At 49.3% G+C, this 14,750-nt stretch carries 14 protein-coding genes; 11 read left to right on the top strand and 3 right to left on the bottom strand.

The features are described 5' to 3' along the window. The 6 genes from msbA to tcdA are packed head-to-tail and all read left to right on the top strand — an operon-like array spanning position 1 to position 5,153. Positions 1–1,746, top strand: coding sequence for a lipid A export permease/ATP-binding protein MsbA (gene msbA / locus FIU82_RS07825; protein WP_152440777.1), 1,746 nt, complete (start codon positions 1–3; stop codon positions 1,744–1,746). Beyond that, the gene (gene lpxK, locus FIU82_RS07820) at positions 1,743–2,741 is read left to right on the top strand and encodes a tetraacyldisaccharide 4'-kinase (protein ID WP_172972720.1); all 999 of its coding nucleotides are present in this window, start codon (positions 1,743–1,745) and stop codon (positions 2,739–2,741) included. The genes msbA and lpxK overlap by 4 nt, the downstream gene beginning before the upstream one ends. Continuing rightward, on the top strand, positions 2,742–2,939 hold the full coding sequence (locus FIU82_RS07815) for a Trm112 family protein (protein WP_045978843.1): 198 nt from the start codon (positions 2,742–2,744) through the stop codon (positions 2,937–2,939). It abuts the gene before it with no gap. Then, positions 2,927–3,676: a 3-deoxy-manno-octulosonate cytidylyltransferase gene (gene kdsB / locus FIU82_RS07810; protein WP_022944512.1), complete on the top strand. Its 750-nt coding sequence runs from the start codon at positions 2,927–2,929 to the stop codon at positions 3,674–3,676. The genes FIU82_RS07815 and kdsB overlap by 13 nt, the downstream gene beginning before the upstream one ends. After that, positions 3,673–4,338 carry a TIGR01621 family pseudouridine synthase gene (locus tag FIU82_RS07805; protein ID WP_152440776.1) on the top strand — a complete coding sequence of 222 codons (666 nt, stop codon included), beginning with the start codon at positions 3,673–3,675 and terminating at the stop codon, positions 4,336–4,338. The genes kdsB and FIU82_RS07805 overlap by 4 nt, the downstream gene beginning before the upstream one ends. 5 nt (positions 4,339–4,343) lie before the next feature. Continuing rightward, positions 4,344–5,153, top strand: a complete 810-nt coding sequence (tcdA, locus tag FIU82_RS07800) for a tRNA cyclic N6-threonylcarbamoyladenosine(37) synthase TcdA (protein WP_152440775.1) — start codon at positions 4,344–4,346, stop codon at positions 5,151–5,153. On the opposite strand, the gene FIU82_RS07795 is transcribed toward tcdA, so the two are convergent. The 3 genes from FIU82_RS07795 to FIU82_RS07785 form a co-directional block, all read right to left on the bottom strand. Further along, positions 5,150–5,566 (bottom strand): SufE family protein, encoded by a 417-nt coding sequence (locus FIU82_RS07795; protein ID WP_138588116.1) that lies wholly within the window; start codon positions 5,564–5,566, stop codon positions 5,150–5,152. The genes tcdA and FIU82_RS07795 overlap by 4 nt on opposite strands. Beyond that, the gene (locus tag FIU82_RS07790) at positions 5,563–6,810 is read right to left on the bottom strand and encodes an aminotransferase class V-fold PLP-dependent enzyme (RefSeq protein WP_253946304.1); all 1,248 of its coding nucleotides are present in this window, start codon (positions 6,808–6,810) and stop codon (positions 5,563–5,565) included. Before FIU82_RS07790 ends, FIU82_RS07795 begins: the two co-directional genes overlap by 4 nt. Positions 6,811–6,884: 74 nt before the next feature. Then, positions 6,885–8,171, bottom strand: a complete 1,287-nt coding sequence (locus tag FIU82_RS07785; protein WP_045978838.1) for a citrate synthase — start codon at positions 8,169–8,171, stop codon at positions 6,885–6,887. A gap of 428 nt (positions 8,172–8,599) precedes the next feature. Here FIU82_RS07785 and sdhC point away from each other — a divergent pair, with 428 nt between their 5' ends. The 5 genes from sdhC to FIU82_RS07760 all read left to right on the top strand — a co-directional run bounded on the left by sdhC (position 8,600) and on the right by FIU82_RS07760 (position 14,745). Then, positions 8,600–8,977: a succinate dehydrogenase, cytochrome b556 subunit gene (gene sdhC / locus FIU82_RS07780; protein ID WP_051034453.1), complete on the top strand. Its 378-nt coding sequence runs from the start codon at positions 8,600–8,602 to the stop codon at positions 8,975–8,977. After that, positions 8,968–9,315, top strand: coding sequence for a succinate dehydrogenase, hydrophobic membrane anchor protein (sdhD, locus tag FIU82_RS07775; protein WP_022944506.1), 348 nt, complete (start codon positions 8,968–8,970; stop codon positions 9,313–9,315). The genes sdhC and sdhD overlap by 10 nt, the downstream gene beginning before the upstream one ends. Next, positions 9,316–11,088, top strand: coding sequence for a succinate dehydrogenase flavoprotein subunit (gene sdhA, locus FIU82_RS07770; RefSeq protein ID WP_152440774.1), 1,773 nt, complete (start codon positions 9,316–9,318; stop codon positions 11,086–11,088). Positions 11,089–11,099: 11 nt separating this feature from the next. Next, entirely contained in the window at positions 11,100–11,816 is a 717-nt protein-coding gene (locus FIU82_RS07765; RefSeq protein ID WP_022946093.1) for a succinate dehydrogenase iron-sulfur subunit, read from the top strand. Positions 11,817–11,931: 115 nt separating this feature from the next. Further along, a complete protein-coding gene (locus FIU82_RS07760) occupies positions 11,932–14,745 on the top strand; it encodes a 2-oxoglutarate dehydrogenase E1 component (protein ID WP_053910500.1) in 2,814 nt (937 codons plus the stop codon). The last annotated feature ends 5 nt before the right edge of the window (positions 14,746–14,750 follow it).

Here is a 14,750-nt window from a genome sequence, read left to right as displayed (position 1 = left end):
ATGCAGCAAAGCGCCTCCCAAAGTTATAAGCGACTACTTGGTTATGTAAAAACTTATAAAGCCGCCGCCATTGTCGCCATTATTGGCATGCTAGGGTATTCAGCAATGGATGCCACCTTTGTGTGGCTAATGCAGCCATTTATCGATGAAGGTTTAACTGAGCGTAACAGCGCTGTTTTGACTTGGGCTCCTTTTGTTGTGATTGCGTTGGTATTAGGGCGCGGCGCATTTAACTTTGTGTCCAGTTACTGTTTGGCCTATGTGGGTTCGCAAGTGGTGCGCTCATTACGCCAAGACTTGTTCCAACACATGCTTAATCTCCCGGTGAGTTTTCATGATAAGCACTCCAATGGTGAGCTTATCTCAAAGATCACCTTTGATACCGAGCAGGTGCAGCAGGCTATTACCAAAGCCTTGTTGGTGCTGGTGCGCGAAGGGGCGTATGTGGCATTTTTATTGGTGGTGATGTTTGCCGCCAGTTGGAAGCTGTCGCTGGTGTTTTTAGTGATCACGCCGATTGTTGCCATCATCGTGACTGTGGTGTCTAAGCGTTTTCGCCGTATTTCCAAAAATATTCAAAATGCCATGGGTGATGTTACCCGTTGCTCAGAGCAAATGCTCTCAGGACACAAAGTGATCCATGGTTTTAATGGCCAGCAACAGGAAACAGAGCGATTTGCCCATGTTAACAATATCAACCGCCTGCAACGGGTGAAAATGGATGCCACCAAAGCGCTGAGCGTATCGGTCATTCAAATTCTTGCGGCCTCATCTATGGCGGTGATCTTAGTGCTTATCTCCATGCCCAGCATGCTTAACTCAATTACTTCTGGAACCTTTGTCAGCCTGATCTCGTCGATGATGCTGATGCTACGCCCGCTGAAACAGCTATCGAACGTAAACAGCGAGCTGCAACGTGGTATCGCCGCTGCGCAAAGTATCTTCACCGTGCTTGATACCGAACAGGAAAAAGACACCGGCACGCGAGTACTAGAAAAAGCCAAAGGGCATATTCAAATTACCGACTTGACCTTCCATTACCCCGATGTCGCAGAGCCGGTATTAAAATCATTGTCACTGGATATTACTCCGGGGCAAAATATCGCCCTGGTCGGGCGTTCGGGTTCGGGTAAGTCGACGCTGTCGAATTTATTACCCCGTTACTATGACGTCGACCCGGCATCGGCGATTAAACTCGATGGTATTGCCACCAATGAGTTGACTCTAGCGAGCCTGCGTCAACAGTTTGCTATTGTCTCGCAACAGGTGGTGCTCTTTAACGATACTATTGCTAACAATATTATGTATGGCTTGGCAAAACCGCTGAGCGAACAAGCCCTAATCGAAGTGGCTAAAAAAGCACATGTGTGGGAGTTTGTTAAAGACTTGCCGCAAGGCTTAAATACCATGATTGGTGAAGACGGTGTCATGCTCTCTGGGGGTCAGCGCCAGCGTATTGCCATTGCCAGGGCTCTGGTTAAAGATGCACCGATACTGATCCTCGATGAGGCCACCTCAGCACTCGATACCGAGTCGGAAAAGTTAATCCAGCAAGCGCTTGAGTCGCTGATGAAAGATAAAACCGCGATTATTATCGCCCACCGTTTGTCGACCATAGAGCAAGTAGATTGCATTTATGTGCTCGACCATGGACAAATTATTGAACAGGGCACCCACGGCGAGCTGTTAAATGCTAACGGTACCTATGCGGCGCTGGCAAAAATGCAGCAAGGCGAGGGGCAATGAGTCGCGCCGATAACGGCATCGGCGCTGCGATAGAGCGCTCTTGGTTTCGCCGATTAAGCCTGATTACGGTGCTGTTATTGCCGTTAACGGCCTTATACTGGCTGATTAGTCATGTCCGTCGCCTAGGCTATCGTCTGGGCCTATTCGCGACTTATCGCGCGCCAGTACCGGTGATTGTCGTGGGTAATATCAGTGTGGGTGGTAACGGTAAAACGCCCATGACACTCTATCTGGCCGAGCTGCTGCAGCAACGCGGTAAGCGCGTCGGTATTATTTCCCGTGGCTATGGCAGCCACCCCCCAGAGATGCCCTTTGTGGTCACAGCGGACACCGAGCCCCATCAAGGCGGCGATGAGCCGGTGCTACTGGCCAAACGCAGCGGATGTGCGGTGGTGATTGGCGGCGATCGCAAGGCCAGCATAGAAAAGCTGCTGGCGCTACACAGTGTCGATGTCATTCTCAGCGATGATGGCCTGCAGCATTATGCGCTAGAGCGCGATATCGAATTATGTATAGTCGATGCCGCGCGGCGCTTTGGCAATGGCTTACTGCTCCCCGCAGGGCCGTTGCGCGAGGGGCAAGGGCGGCTAAAATCTGTCGATTTGGTGATCTACAATGGTGAGCAAGCAGGACAAGCCAGTTATCAGTTAGCCTCATCCGGGCTTTATGGGGTTGCCGATGAGCAGCCGCTATCGCCCCCGTTTGCAAAGGGCGTCGCCATCAGTGCGATTGGCAATCCGGAGCGCTTTGAGCAGAGCCTGCAAGCAATTGGCGTGGCTATTAGTGAAGCCGTGCATTATCGTGACCATCACCATTATCAAGCATCGGATTTAACCCAGTTTGGCGAACAGGCTGTCTATATGACAGAGAAAGATGCGGTAAAATGTCGTACTTTCGCTCACCGGCAGTGTTATTATTTACGCGTAGATGCCAAGGCCAATCAGGTTTTGGAAACTCAATTAACAACTATTTTAAAACGTAAAGGGGTGCTGTAAATGGCGTTCGATACTAAGCTCTTAGAAATTATTGCCTGCCCAGTTTGTAAGGGAAAGTTGCGCTACGATAAAGACAATCAAGAACTCATTAGTACCGCTGCGAAACTGGCTTACCCAATTCGTGATGACATTCCGGTACTGTTGGAAAACGAAGCGCGAGAGTTGAGCAGTGACGAGGTTGAGCAGTGGAATTCGTAGTTATTATTCCCGCACGCTATGCCTCTACACGCTTACCAGGCAAACCGCTGGCTGATATAGCCGGCAAGCCAATGATTCAGCACGTCTATGAGCGTGCGGTGTTATCTGGCGCGACGGCGGTTTATGTGGCCACCGATCACGTTGATGTGGCGACCGTGTGCGAGGGCTTCGGTGCCCCCGTGGTGATGACCCGGGAAGATCACCAATCCGGCACAGAGCGTTTAGCCGAGGTCGTAGCTAAGCTAGCGTTAGATGACGACACGCTGGTGGTTAATGTGCAAGGCGATGAGCCGTTACTAGCGCCAGAAAATGTCGCCCAAGTGGCGCAATTGCTCAGTGGTAACGACGCGCCGATGGCGACCCTGTCGACGGCGATTATAGACCGCGAAGAGGCACTCAATCCCAATGCAGTGAAGGTGGTGAGTAACACCGCACAGCAAGCACTTTATTTCTCCCGCGCGCCGATCCCTTATCATCGCGATGCATTACTAACAAAAAGCTGCGAGTTAGACATTCGCCACATGCAACGCCATATCGGTATCTATGCCTATCGCGCAGGTTTTATTAATGAGTATATCGGCTTGGCGCCATCGCCTTTAGAACAACTGGAGTCGCTTGAGCAATTACGTGTGCTTTATCATGGCTTCACCATTAACGTGGCTGAAGCCAAGCAGGTGCCCGCTGCGGGAGTGGATACCGAAGAAGACCTAGCGCGAGTGATAAGCGCACTTCAATGAGTACCCTCACAGTCATCAATGATGACAGCGATTTCACCGTTGTATATAAACCGGCGGGGATGGATTTTCACTCGCAGGATAACGAGCCAGGGCTGGTGGCCATAGCCCAGCAGCAATTGGACACTAAGTTCTACCCTGTACATCGCCTTGATAAGGTGACCTCAGGTTTAGTGCTGCTACCAAAAAGCAGCGCGGCGGCGGCGACATTCACGGCGATGTTCAGTGCCCATGAAGTAGATAAATTCTATATGGCGCTTTGTACGGCAAAACCGAAAAAGAAGCAGGGGTGGATCAAAGGTGACATGGGCAAAGCCCGGCGCGGCGCTTTCAAGCTACTTAAAACCCAGGAAAACCCCGCTATTACCCGATTTTATAGCTACTCGCTGGCACCGGGACTAAGGGGCATGGTGTTAAAGCCTTACAGTGGCAAAACACATCAGCTCCGTGTCGCTATGAAGTCATTATCGGCACCGATTCTGGGCGATACCCTGTATGGCGCCGAGGCCAGCGATCGCACCTATTTACATGCGTACGCGCTGCGTTTTCAATATCGCGACCAGCATTATTGCTTTTGTGCGCCGATGCAAGAAGGACAGCATGCAGCACAGTTAAATACACTTTTAAGCTTTTGTGACAACCAACCTTGGCAGTTAAATTGGTAGAGACAATGACACAAGATGATTATCAACTTCGCTTCGGTGGTATCAGCCGCCTTTACGGACAACAGCAAACCCAATGGCTGCAGCAGGCGCATTTCTGTGTCATCGGCATTGGCGGGGTCGGCAGTTGGGTAGCCGAGGCGCTGGCGCGTACCGGAGTAGGGCAGCTCACCCTTATCGACCTCGATGATATATGCGTTACCAACAGTAACCGGCAAATTCATGCGCATTCGCAATCGGTGGGCGAAGCCAAAGTAGAGGCCATGAAAGCGCGTTGTCAGCTTATCAACCCACAGATCACCGTGCATGTGATTGATGATTTCATCACCTTGGATAATATTCGCGAACACATTCAAGGCTTTGACTACGTCATCGATGCCATTGATGCGGTGAAGGAAAAGGCGGCTTTGATTGCCCATTGCAAACGCAATAAGCTACCTATTATCACCACCGGTGGCGCGGGAGGGCAAACCGACCCCAGTGAGATAAAATTTGGCGATGTTGCCAAAACCACCCACGACCCGCTATTAGCAAAGGTTCGCTACCTATTGCGCAAACAGTATAACTTTAGCAACAATCCGAAGCGTAAGTTTGATGTCGATTGTGTGTATTCCACCGAGCAGTTGGTCTATCCCGATGGCCATGGGCAGGTATGTCGAGCTAAGCAAGGGGCCGATTCAACGATGAATATGGACTGTGCTAATGGCTTTGGCTCGGCAACCATGGTGACCGGCAGCTTTGGCTTTTTCGCAGCAGCTAAAGCAGTGCGCAAATACTTAAATAAGCGCCAACGTTTGAGTGAGCAAAGCCAGAGTTAACAGTGGCTTTTGGCAAATTGGTTAATCGCGCTGACAATGGCGCGAATGCCATTACCGCGCGAGGGGCTAAGGTGGCGCATCAACCCTAACTCCTCGAACTCTTGCTCGGCGTCAAGGGCCGCTGCTTGTTGCGGGGTTTTACCGTTGTACATCATGAGAATCAACGCCAGTAACCCTTTAACAATGCGAGTGTCGGAATCGGCCACCACAACCAGCTTATCTTCTTGGGGAGTGAAGTCGATATACAACCAGACATTACTTTCACAGCCGGAAACCTTAGCTTCATCGACTTTGAGCTCATTGGCAAGGACTGGCAAGCTTTTTCCCAACAGCATCAACTCACGATAACGTTGTTGCCAGCCGTGAAGGGCTTGAAAAGCCTGTTTTAGCTCTGGGTAATTGCTATAACTCATGGTGCCATCATCTCCAAGGTATTACGTAGTGCACTGATAAAGTGGTCGATTTCTGCAAAGGTATTATAAAACGCCAAGCTGACTCTCACCGTACCATTGACCCCTAACGCATGCATTAACGGCTGCGCGCAGTGGTGGCCATGGCGCAGGGCAATGCCTTCCATATCGAGCAAGGTGGCAATGTCATAGGGGTGCTCAGATTGTACATAAAAGCTGACGGTGCCGACATTATGCTGCATGTCGCCAAGCAAGGACACCGACTCAATGTCGCTTAAGTGCGCCACTAAATACTGCATTAAGCTACGCTCGTGCGCTGCTAGGGCGGCGCTATCGAGGTTATTTAAATACTCAATGGCGGCAGCAAAGCCAAGCACCGCACTGATATTTGGTGTGCCGGTTTCAAACTTACTCGGGGGCGGGTTAAATTCGGTATGCTCGATACGTACTTTAGCGACCATTTCGCCGCCGGTTTGAAAAACATCGAGCTGCTGAAGACAACTAAAGCGCCCGAACAGTCCGCCAAGGCCGGTAGGGCCAAGACATTTATGCGCCGAAAACACGAAAAAGTCGCAGCCCAAGTCGGCCACTTGTGGGCGCAAATGCAGCAGCGACTGGGCACCATCAACCAAGGTCCAAGCACCTTGTTGCTTGGCCTGACTGAGTAGCGCTTTAACGGGGTTAATGTTGCCAAGAGCATTAGAAACATGGGCCAGGGCAAATACCTTGGGGCGATACTGGGCAATCATTTGCTCCGCTTGAGCGATATCGAGTAGGCCTGCGGGGGTGACCGGTACGGCCATCAATGTTGCACCGGTGCGGCTCGCTAGCTGCTGCCAAGGCACGATGTTGGCGTGGTGCTCAAGTTCGGTTATTAAAATCACGTCTTTGGGTTGTAGCTGCGCCGTCAGCCCATAGGCAACCAAGTTAATAGCCTCGGTGGCCCCTTTGGTCCATACCAGTTCGTTATGTTGACAGCCGATAAATTCGGCCACTTGCTGGCGTGCGTGCTCATAACGGCTGGTTGCTTGCTGACTTAATTGGTGTGCGCCGCGATGCACGTTGGCGTTTTCTTGGCTGTAAAAGCGCGTCAAGGTGTCAATCACACAGCGTGGTTTGTGCGCCGTTGCGGCCGAATCAAAATAAACACGTTCGGTGTCACCATGTTGAGTCAGGGCAGGGAAATCTTGGCGTATTGCGTCTATATCAAACATGGTTAGTAAAGCTGGCTGTACAAATGCCGCCATTGTAGAGAACTAGGCTAAAATGGCAATCAAAAAGGCCGCTGGGAGCGACCTTTTTCAACTCTAAAACGCGTTGCTTAGCGCTTGTCTTGAGCGACGTAATCGCGCTTCGTTGCGCCTTTGTATAGCTGACGTGGACGGCTGATCTTGTGACCAGGCTGAGACAGCATTTCATCCCAGTGCGAGATCCAACCGACAGTACGCGACATAGCGAAAATAACGGTGAACATGCTGGTTGGGATACCGATCGCCTTAAGAATGATACCTGAGTAGAAGTCTACGTTCGGGTATAGTTTCTTCTCAACGAAGTAAGGGTCTTCAAGAGCAATTTGCTCTAAGCGCATAGCAACATCTAGAAGAGGATCTTCGATGTTTAGCTCTTTCAATACTTCGTGGCAGGTGTCACGCATTACCGTGGCACGTGGGTCGAAGTTTTTGTAAACACGGTGACCGAAGCCCATTAGGCGGAACGGGTCGTTCTTGTCTTTCGCTTTAGCGATGTATTCGTCGATGCGATCAACTGAGCCAATCTCTTGCAGCATGTTCAAACATGCTTCGTTAGCACCACCGTGCGCAGGGCCCCAAAGTGATGCGATACCCGCTGCGATACATGCATAAGGGTTGGCACCAGATGAACCAGCAATACGGACTGTTGAGGTTGATGCGTTTTGCTCGTGGTCAGCGTGCAACATGAAGATACGGTCCATGGCTTTAGCAAGCACAGGATTTACTTGGTAATCTTCAGAAGGCACTGAGAACATCATGTGTAAGAAGTTCTCTGCGTAGCTCAGGTCGTTACGTGGGTAAACGAATGGTTGACCAATGGTGTACTTGTACGCCATCGCTGCGATAGTCGGCAGTTTCGCAACTAGGCGAGTGGCACTGCGCTTACGCTGCGCTGGGTCTGAGATGTCTAAGTCTTGGTGATAGAAAGAAGACATGGCACCAACCACACCACATAGCATCGCCATTGGGTGAGCATCAACGCGGAAACCTTGGAAGAAGGCCGCCACTTTCTCGTGCACCATAGTGCTTAAGGTGATTGACTTAGAGAATTCTTCAAGCTCTGCTTCTGACGGTAATTCACCGTTAAGCAGTAAGTAGCAAAGTTCGACGTAGTTAGATTGTTCAGCAAGCTGATCAATGGGGTAACCACGGTGTAGCAATACGCCTTTACCACCATCGATGTAGGTGATAGATGAGTCACAAGAGCCAGTCGACATGAACCCTGGGTCGTAGGTGAAGTAGCCGTGTGCGCCTAAGGTACGGACGTCGATAACGTCTTGACCCGCAGTACCTTCGTAAATGGGAAGTTCAATCGGGTCTTGTCCATCAATATGGACAGTGGCTTTCTTATCTGCCATCTAATTATCTCCTATAAGAATAACAAGCTAAAGCTGTTATGCGTGATACTAATGTTAAGCAAATTCCGATCATTCTAACGTACAAGAGGGGTAGAAAGTCAATTTTAATGCATTTGTGTATAATAAATATTCTGCAAAGATTAAATATTATACCAATGGCTAATTCGCAAACCTCCGTGACTAAACAAGAATTGTAATATCCGCTGCAGACTTATATACTGTCAGGGGTTCAATACCGTAACGTCTTTGAGTAAACCGTTTATGACAAACACGTGAAATTTCGCTTTAAAATTGAACAAATAAAGTGATCTTTTTTCGCGTCTGTGGGTTTATTTATGTGAGCGCATTTATGCAGTGATTGCATAAATGGTTATAACAACAATGTAGATGGCTCTATTTATCAATGTGAGCAAGATGGGCAAGTAACTGTGAAAAAGCAAAGACCTGTAAATCTCGATCTAACGACCATCTCTATGCCAGCAACGGCCAAAGCATCAATTCTGCACCGCGTCACCGGTGTCGCAATGTTCTTTGCCTTGACCTTTGTTATCTGGGCATGGGCTGTGTCACTGTCTTCTCCGGAAGGATTTGAATTTGTCAAAAGCCTGTTAACCGGGTTTGTTGCCAAATTTATCGCCTGGGGTACCCTCACCGTTCTCTCGTATCACTTCATCGCAGGTGTACGCCACTTAATCCAAGACTTGGGTCCGTGGAAAGAATTAGATTCAGGCAATGCAACCGCTAAAATCGGCTTTGTATTGTGGGTGATTGTTGCCGTATTGGCGGGAGTTTGGCTATGGTCTTAAATCAAGCATCTTTAAAGCGTGATGGTGTTCAGGATTTCGTATCACTACGAGCGACGGCACTTATCATCAGCTCTTATGCACTATTTATTATTGGTTATCTGCTATGCACTCCAGCATTAACCTATGAAGCATGGTCGGGGTTATTCGGTAACTTCGCGATGAAGGTATACACCCTAATCGCCCTTGCGTGCATTATGGTGCACGCACGCATCGGCCTATGGCAGGTGCTGACCGACTATGTAAAGAACGCCAAACTACGCGCGTTTCTTGGCTTCGTATTAAACCTTATGGCCCTATCTTACGTAGTAGTTGGCCTGTTTGTTCTATGGGGTGTTTAAGTGAAATATTCAGTTCGCGAATTTGACGCAGTAGTGGTTGGCGCTGGCGGTGCAGGTATGCGCGCAGCGTTAGCAATCACTGAATCAGGCAAGTCTTGTGCGCTTATTTCCAAGGTTTTCCCAACCCGTTCACACACCGTGTCGGCTCAGGGTGGTATTACCGTAGCACTAGGTAACTCGCACGAGGATAACTGGGAATGGCACATGTACGATACCGTTAAGGGCTCCGACTACATCGGTGACCAAGACGCCATTGAGTACATGTGTAAAACTGGCCCAGAGGCAATCACCGAGCTTGAAAACATGGGCTTGCCTTTCTCACGCTTTGAGAACGGCCGCGTATATCAGCGCCCATTCGGTGGTCAGTCGAAAAACTTCGGCGGCGAGCAAGCAGCGCGTACAGCGGCTGCAGCGGACCGTACCGGTCACGCCTTGCTGCACTGCTTATATCAGCAAAACGTAAAGAACAAAACCAATGTATATTCTGAGTGGTATGCACTGGACCTTGTTAAAAACGACGACGGCGCGGTAGTGGGTTGTACAGCTATCGACATCGAGTCTGGTGAAGTGGTTTACTTCAAATCGAAAGTGGTTGTGCTTGCCACCGGTGGTGCAGGGCGTATTTATGCCTCGACCACTAACGCGCACATCAACACGGGTGACGGCGTGGGTATGGCCACACGTGCTGGCGTAGCCATGCAAGACATGGAAATGTGGCAGTTCCACCCAACCGGGATCGCCGGTGCCGGAACCCTGGTAACTGAAGGTTGCCGTGGTGAAGGGGGTTATCTTCTGAACAAAGATGGCGAGCGCTTCATGGAGCGTTATGCGCCTAATGCCAAAGACTTGGCGTCACGTGACGTAGTTGCCCGTTCAATGATGACCGAAATCCGTGAAGGTCGTGGTTGTGAAGGTCCATGGGGCCCGCATATTAAACTGAAACTGGATCACCTTGGTGAGGAAACGCTAAATCTACGTCTACCTGGCGTATGTGACCTAGCTAAAACCTTTGCTCACGTTGACCCAGCGAAAGAGCCAATTCCAGTTATTCCAACTTGTCACTACATGATGGGTGGTGTACCAACTAATGTAAACGGCCAAGTACTAAGCGTTGATGCCCAAGGCAACGACACGCTTGTAGAAGGTCTATTCGCAGTCGGTGAAATCGCTTGTGTATCTGTACACGGTGCTAACCGCCTAGGTGGTAACTCTCTACTTGATTTGGTTGTATTTGGTCGTGCAGCAGGTAACTACCTAGGTGTTTACTTGAACGATTACCAAGCGCAACGTGATGCTTCAAGCGACAACATTGAAGGTGCATTGGCACGTTTCAACCGTTGGGAAACATCAAAAGAAGGCCAGGGCGAAGACCCAGTGCAAATCAAAAAAGACCTACAGCAATGTATGCAGCTTAACTTCTCGGTATTCCGTGAAGGGGATTCAATGGCAACGGGTCTTAAAGAGCTTAAAGAAATTCGCGAGCGTCTACAGCATGCCCGCTTAGACGACAAATCAACCGAGTTCAACACTCAACGCATCGAGTGTTTAGAGCTTGATAACTTGATGGAAACAGCTTACTCAACAGCGGTTGCTGCGAATTTCCGTACTGAGAGCCGTGGTGCGCACTCGCGCTTCGACTACCCGGACCGTGATGACGAAAATTGGCTGTGCCACAGTGTTTACAACCCTGAGACAGAAGAAATGTCTAAGCGTGATGTAAACTATGCACCTAAGCTTCGTGAAGCGTTCCCACCTAAAGCTCGTACTTACTAGGAGAGATGACGATGGCAACTTTAGAATTATCTGTTTATCGTTACAATCCAGACGTGGATGATGCGCCATTCATGAAAGACTACACCCTTGAGGTGGAAGAAGGTCGTGACATGATGGTGCTTGACGCACTGCTGATGTTAAAAGAGCAAGATCCAAGCCTGGCATTTCGTCGTTCCTGCCGTGAAGGGGTATGTGGCTCCGATGGTGTGAACATGAATGGTAAAAATGGCCTTGCCTGTATTACGCCAATTTCTGCATTGCAGACAAACGGCAAGGGCAAGGTAGTGATTCGTCCACTACCGGGTTTACCGGTTATTCGTGACCTTGTAATCGACATGTCGCAATTCTACACTCAGTACGAGAAAGTGAAGCCGTATCTCATTAATGATACGCCTCCAGCGGGTGAGCGTTTGCAGTCGATTGAAGATCGTGAAAAGCTAGATGGGCTATACGAATGTATTCTTTGTGCATGTTGTTCAACATCATGCCCAAGCTTCTGGTGGAATCCAGACAAATTTATCGGCCCGGCCGGCCTATTACACGCTTACCGCTTCTTAGCGGATAGCCGAGATACCGCCACCGATGAGCGCTTGGCAGATTTAGACGATGCATTCAGCGTATTCCGTTGTCACAATATCATGAACTGTGTCAATGTATGTCCGAAAGGTTTGAATCCGACTAAAGCGATTGGGCAAATCAAATCAATGCTTCTTAATCGTTCCGTTTAAGGGCATAATAGAACTAAGAATGGCTGGACGTCTGTCTGGCCATTCTTCGATCACTTACTTGAGTTTTAAGTAAGTCAGACAATGTAAATTCTGCGCTAGATAAAAGGGCTTATAAATGCACGATGGTGTGATGAAGGCATGGCTAGAGTCTTCTCATCTGTACGGCGGTAACGTTGCCTATGTTGAGGAGCTTTATGAAGCATATCTTGATGATGTGACTTCAGTGCCAGAAGAATGGCGTGAAGTGTTCGAGCAACTTCCCAAAGTGGAAGGGGTGGATGTAGAAACTAAGCATTCACAAGTAAGAGCTGAATTCGCCAAGCTGGCAAAAAATAAACATCGCGAAGTAGTTGTTGCAGAAGGTGGTCAGGGTGACCCCAAACAGATCAAAGTATTGCAACTGATAAATGCTTTTCGATTCCGTGGTCACCAAAACGCGAATCTTGACCCACTCGGGATTTGGAAACGTGAACGCGTTCGCGATTTGGAGTTAGACTTCCACGGTCTTTCTGAAGACGATTTTGACACTGAGTTTTATGTAGGTTCGTTTGCTGCCGGCGGCGAAATGATGAAACTGGGTGACTTATACAAAGCATTGAAGGCAACCTATTGTGGTTCCATTGGTGCCGAGTACATGCACATCACATCTACCGAAGAAAAACGTTGGCTACAGCAACGCTTAGAATCGGTTCAAGCACGCCCTCAATTCGATAGCAAAACCAAGCAGCGCATTCTTAAAGGCTTGATTGCGGCCGATGGTCTTGAAAAATACCTAGGCTCGAAATTCCCAGGTGCCAAACGCTTCTCATTGGAAGGTGGCGACGCCTTAGTGCCAATGCTTAAAGAGCTTATTCACCGCGCTGGTGAAAGTGGCCAACAAGAAGCGGTTATTGGTATGGCCCACCGTGGTCGTCTCAATGTGTTAGTGAATGTACTAGGTAAAAACCCATCGGCGCTGTTCGATGAGTTTGCTGGTAAGCACGATGACACGCTGGGCTCTGGTGACGTGAAATACCATATGGGTTACTCATCAGACTTCGCCACCGAAGGCGGCAGCGTACACATGGCCTTGGCATTTAACCCCTCACACCTAGAGATTGTTAATCCAGTGGTGATGGGCTCGGTACGCGCTCGTCTTGACCGTTTAGAATGTGAAAGTGGTTCAAAAGCACTGCCTATCACCATCCACGGTGACTCGGCCATCGCCGGTCAGGGTTGTGTGCAAGAAACCTTCAATATGTCGCAAACTAATGCCTTTAAAGTAGGCGGCAGTGTGCGCATCGTGGTTAACAACCAAGTCGGTTTTACTACCTCTAAACAAGACGATACACGCTCTACTGACTACTGTACCGACATCGCGAAAATGGTGCAGTCACCGATTTTCCACGTTAACTCCGACGACCCTGAAGCGGTTGCCTTAGTGACGCAAATTGCACTTGATTTCCGTAATCAGTTCAAACGCGATGTGGTTATTGATTTAGTGTGTTACCGCCGTCATGGACACAACGAAGCGGATGAGCCAAGCGCCACGCAGCCGTTGATGTATAAAAAGATTAAAAAGCACCCAGTGCCGCGCCAAATCTATGCTGATCAGCTGGTTAGCGAAGGTGTCTTGAGTGAAAAAGAGATTAAGAAACTTGCTGATGATTACCGCAACGGCCTAGACGAAGGCAACTGCGTGGTTGAAGAAATCGAGCCAGAAACTAAGCACTCTTCTGATTGGTCGAAATTCGTCGGTCACGATTGGGATACCGAGTATGAAACTCATATTCCTGTTGAAAAGCTTAAAGAGCTTGGCGAGAAGGTGGCTTCTTATCCAGAAGAGCACAAAGCGCAATCTCGGGTTAAGAAGATTTACGATGACCGCAAAGCGATGGCCGCCGGCGAGAAAAAACTCGACTGGGGTATGGCTGAGACCCTTGCATATGCCACTATGGTTGAGCAGGGCACAGACATTCGTCTAACCGGCCAAGATTCAGGCCGTGGTACCTTCTTCCACCGTCATGCTGTGGTGCATAATCAAGAAGATGCATCCACCTATTTACCGCTGCAACACATCAAAGAAGACCAGGGTAAATTTGAGGTGTACGACTCGGTGCTTTCAGAAGAAGCCGTGCTTGCATTTGAATATGGTTACGCCACCGCCGAGCCAACATCACTGGTGATGTGGGAAGCGCAGTTTGGTGATTTCGCCAATGGTGCGCAGGTAGTATTTGACCAATTCCTAAGCTCAGGCGAACAAAAATGGGGTCGTTTATGCGGCCTAACCTGTTTGCTACCTCATGGCTACGAAGGTCAAGGCCCAGAGCACAGCTCAGCCCGCCTAGAGCGTTTCTTGCAGCTATGTGCAGACCACAACATGCAAGTGTGTGTGCCGTCAACGCCAGCGCAGGTTTACGCTATGTTGCGTCGTCAATCAGTGCGCCCACTGCGTCGTCCACTGATTGTTATGACCCCGAAATCATTGTTGCGTCACCCGTTAGCCGTTTCTACGCTAGAAGAGTTATCTGAAGGCGTATTCCACAATATGATCGACGAAATCGATGATATTGATGCTAAAAACGTTGAACGCGTGGTGTTCTGTAGCGGTAAAGTTTACTACGAGCTGCTGCAAGAGCGTCGTAAGCAAGAGCTGGATAACATTGCCATCGTGCGTGTTGAGCAGCTTTACCCATTCCCGCATCAGGAAATGGCAGACATTATCGAACGCTACAGCCATGTGAAAGATTTCGTATGGTGTCAGGAAGAGCCACAAAACCAGGGTGCATGGTACTGCTCGCAGCACCACTTCTGGCAGGCAATTCCGCAAGGTGCAAACCTAACTTATGCAGGACGTAACGCGTCCGCGTCACCGGCATGTGGTTACATGTCAGTACATACTAAAGAACAACAAGCGTTAGTCGCTGACGCGCTTACCATTAAAAAATAAGGGAT

The organism is Pseudoalteromonas sp. THAF3 (assembly GCF_009363775.1).
Taxonomy (GTDB): domain Bacteria; phylum Pseudomonadota; class Gammaproteobacteria; order Enterobacterales; family Alteromonadaceae; genus Pseudoalteromonas; species Pseudoalteromonas ruthenica.
This window is presented reverse-complemented; position numbering and strand designations above follow the sequence as displayed.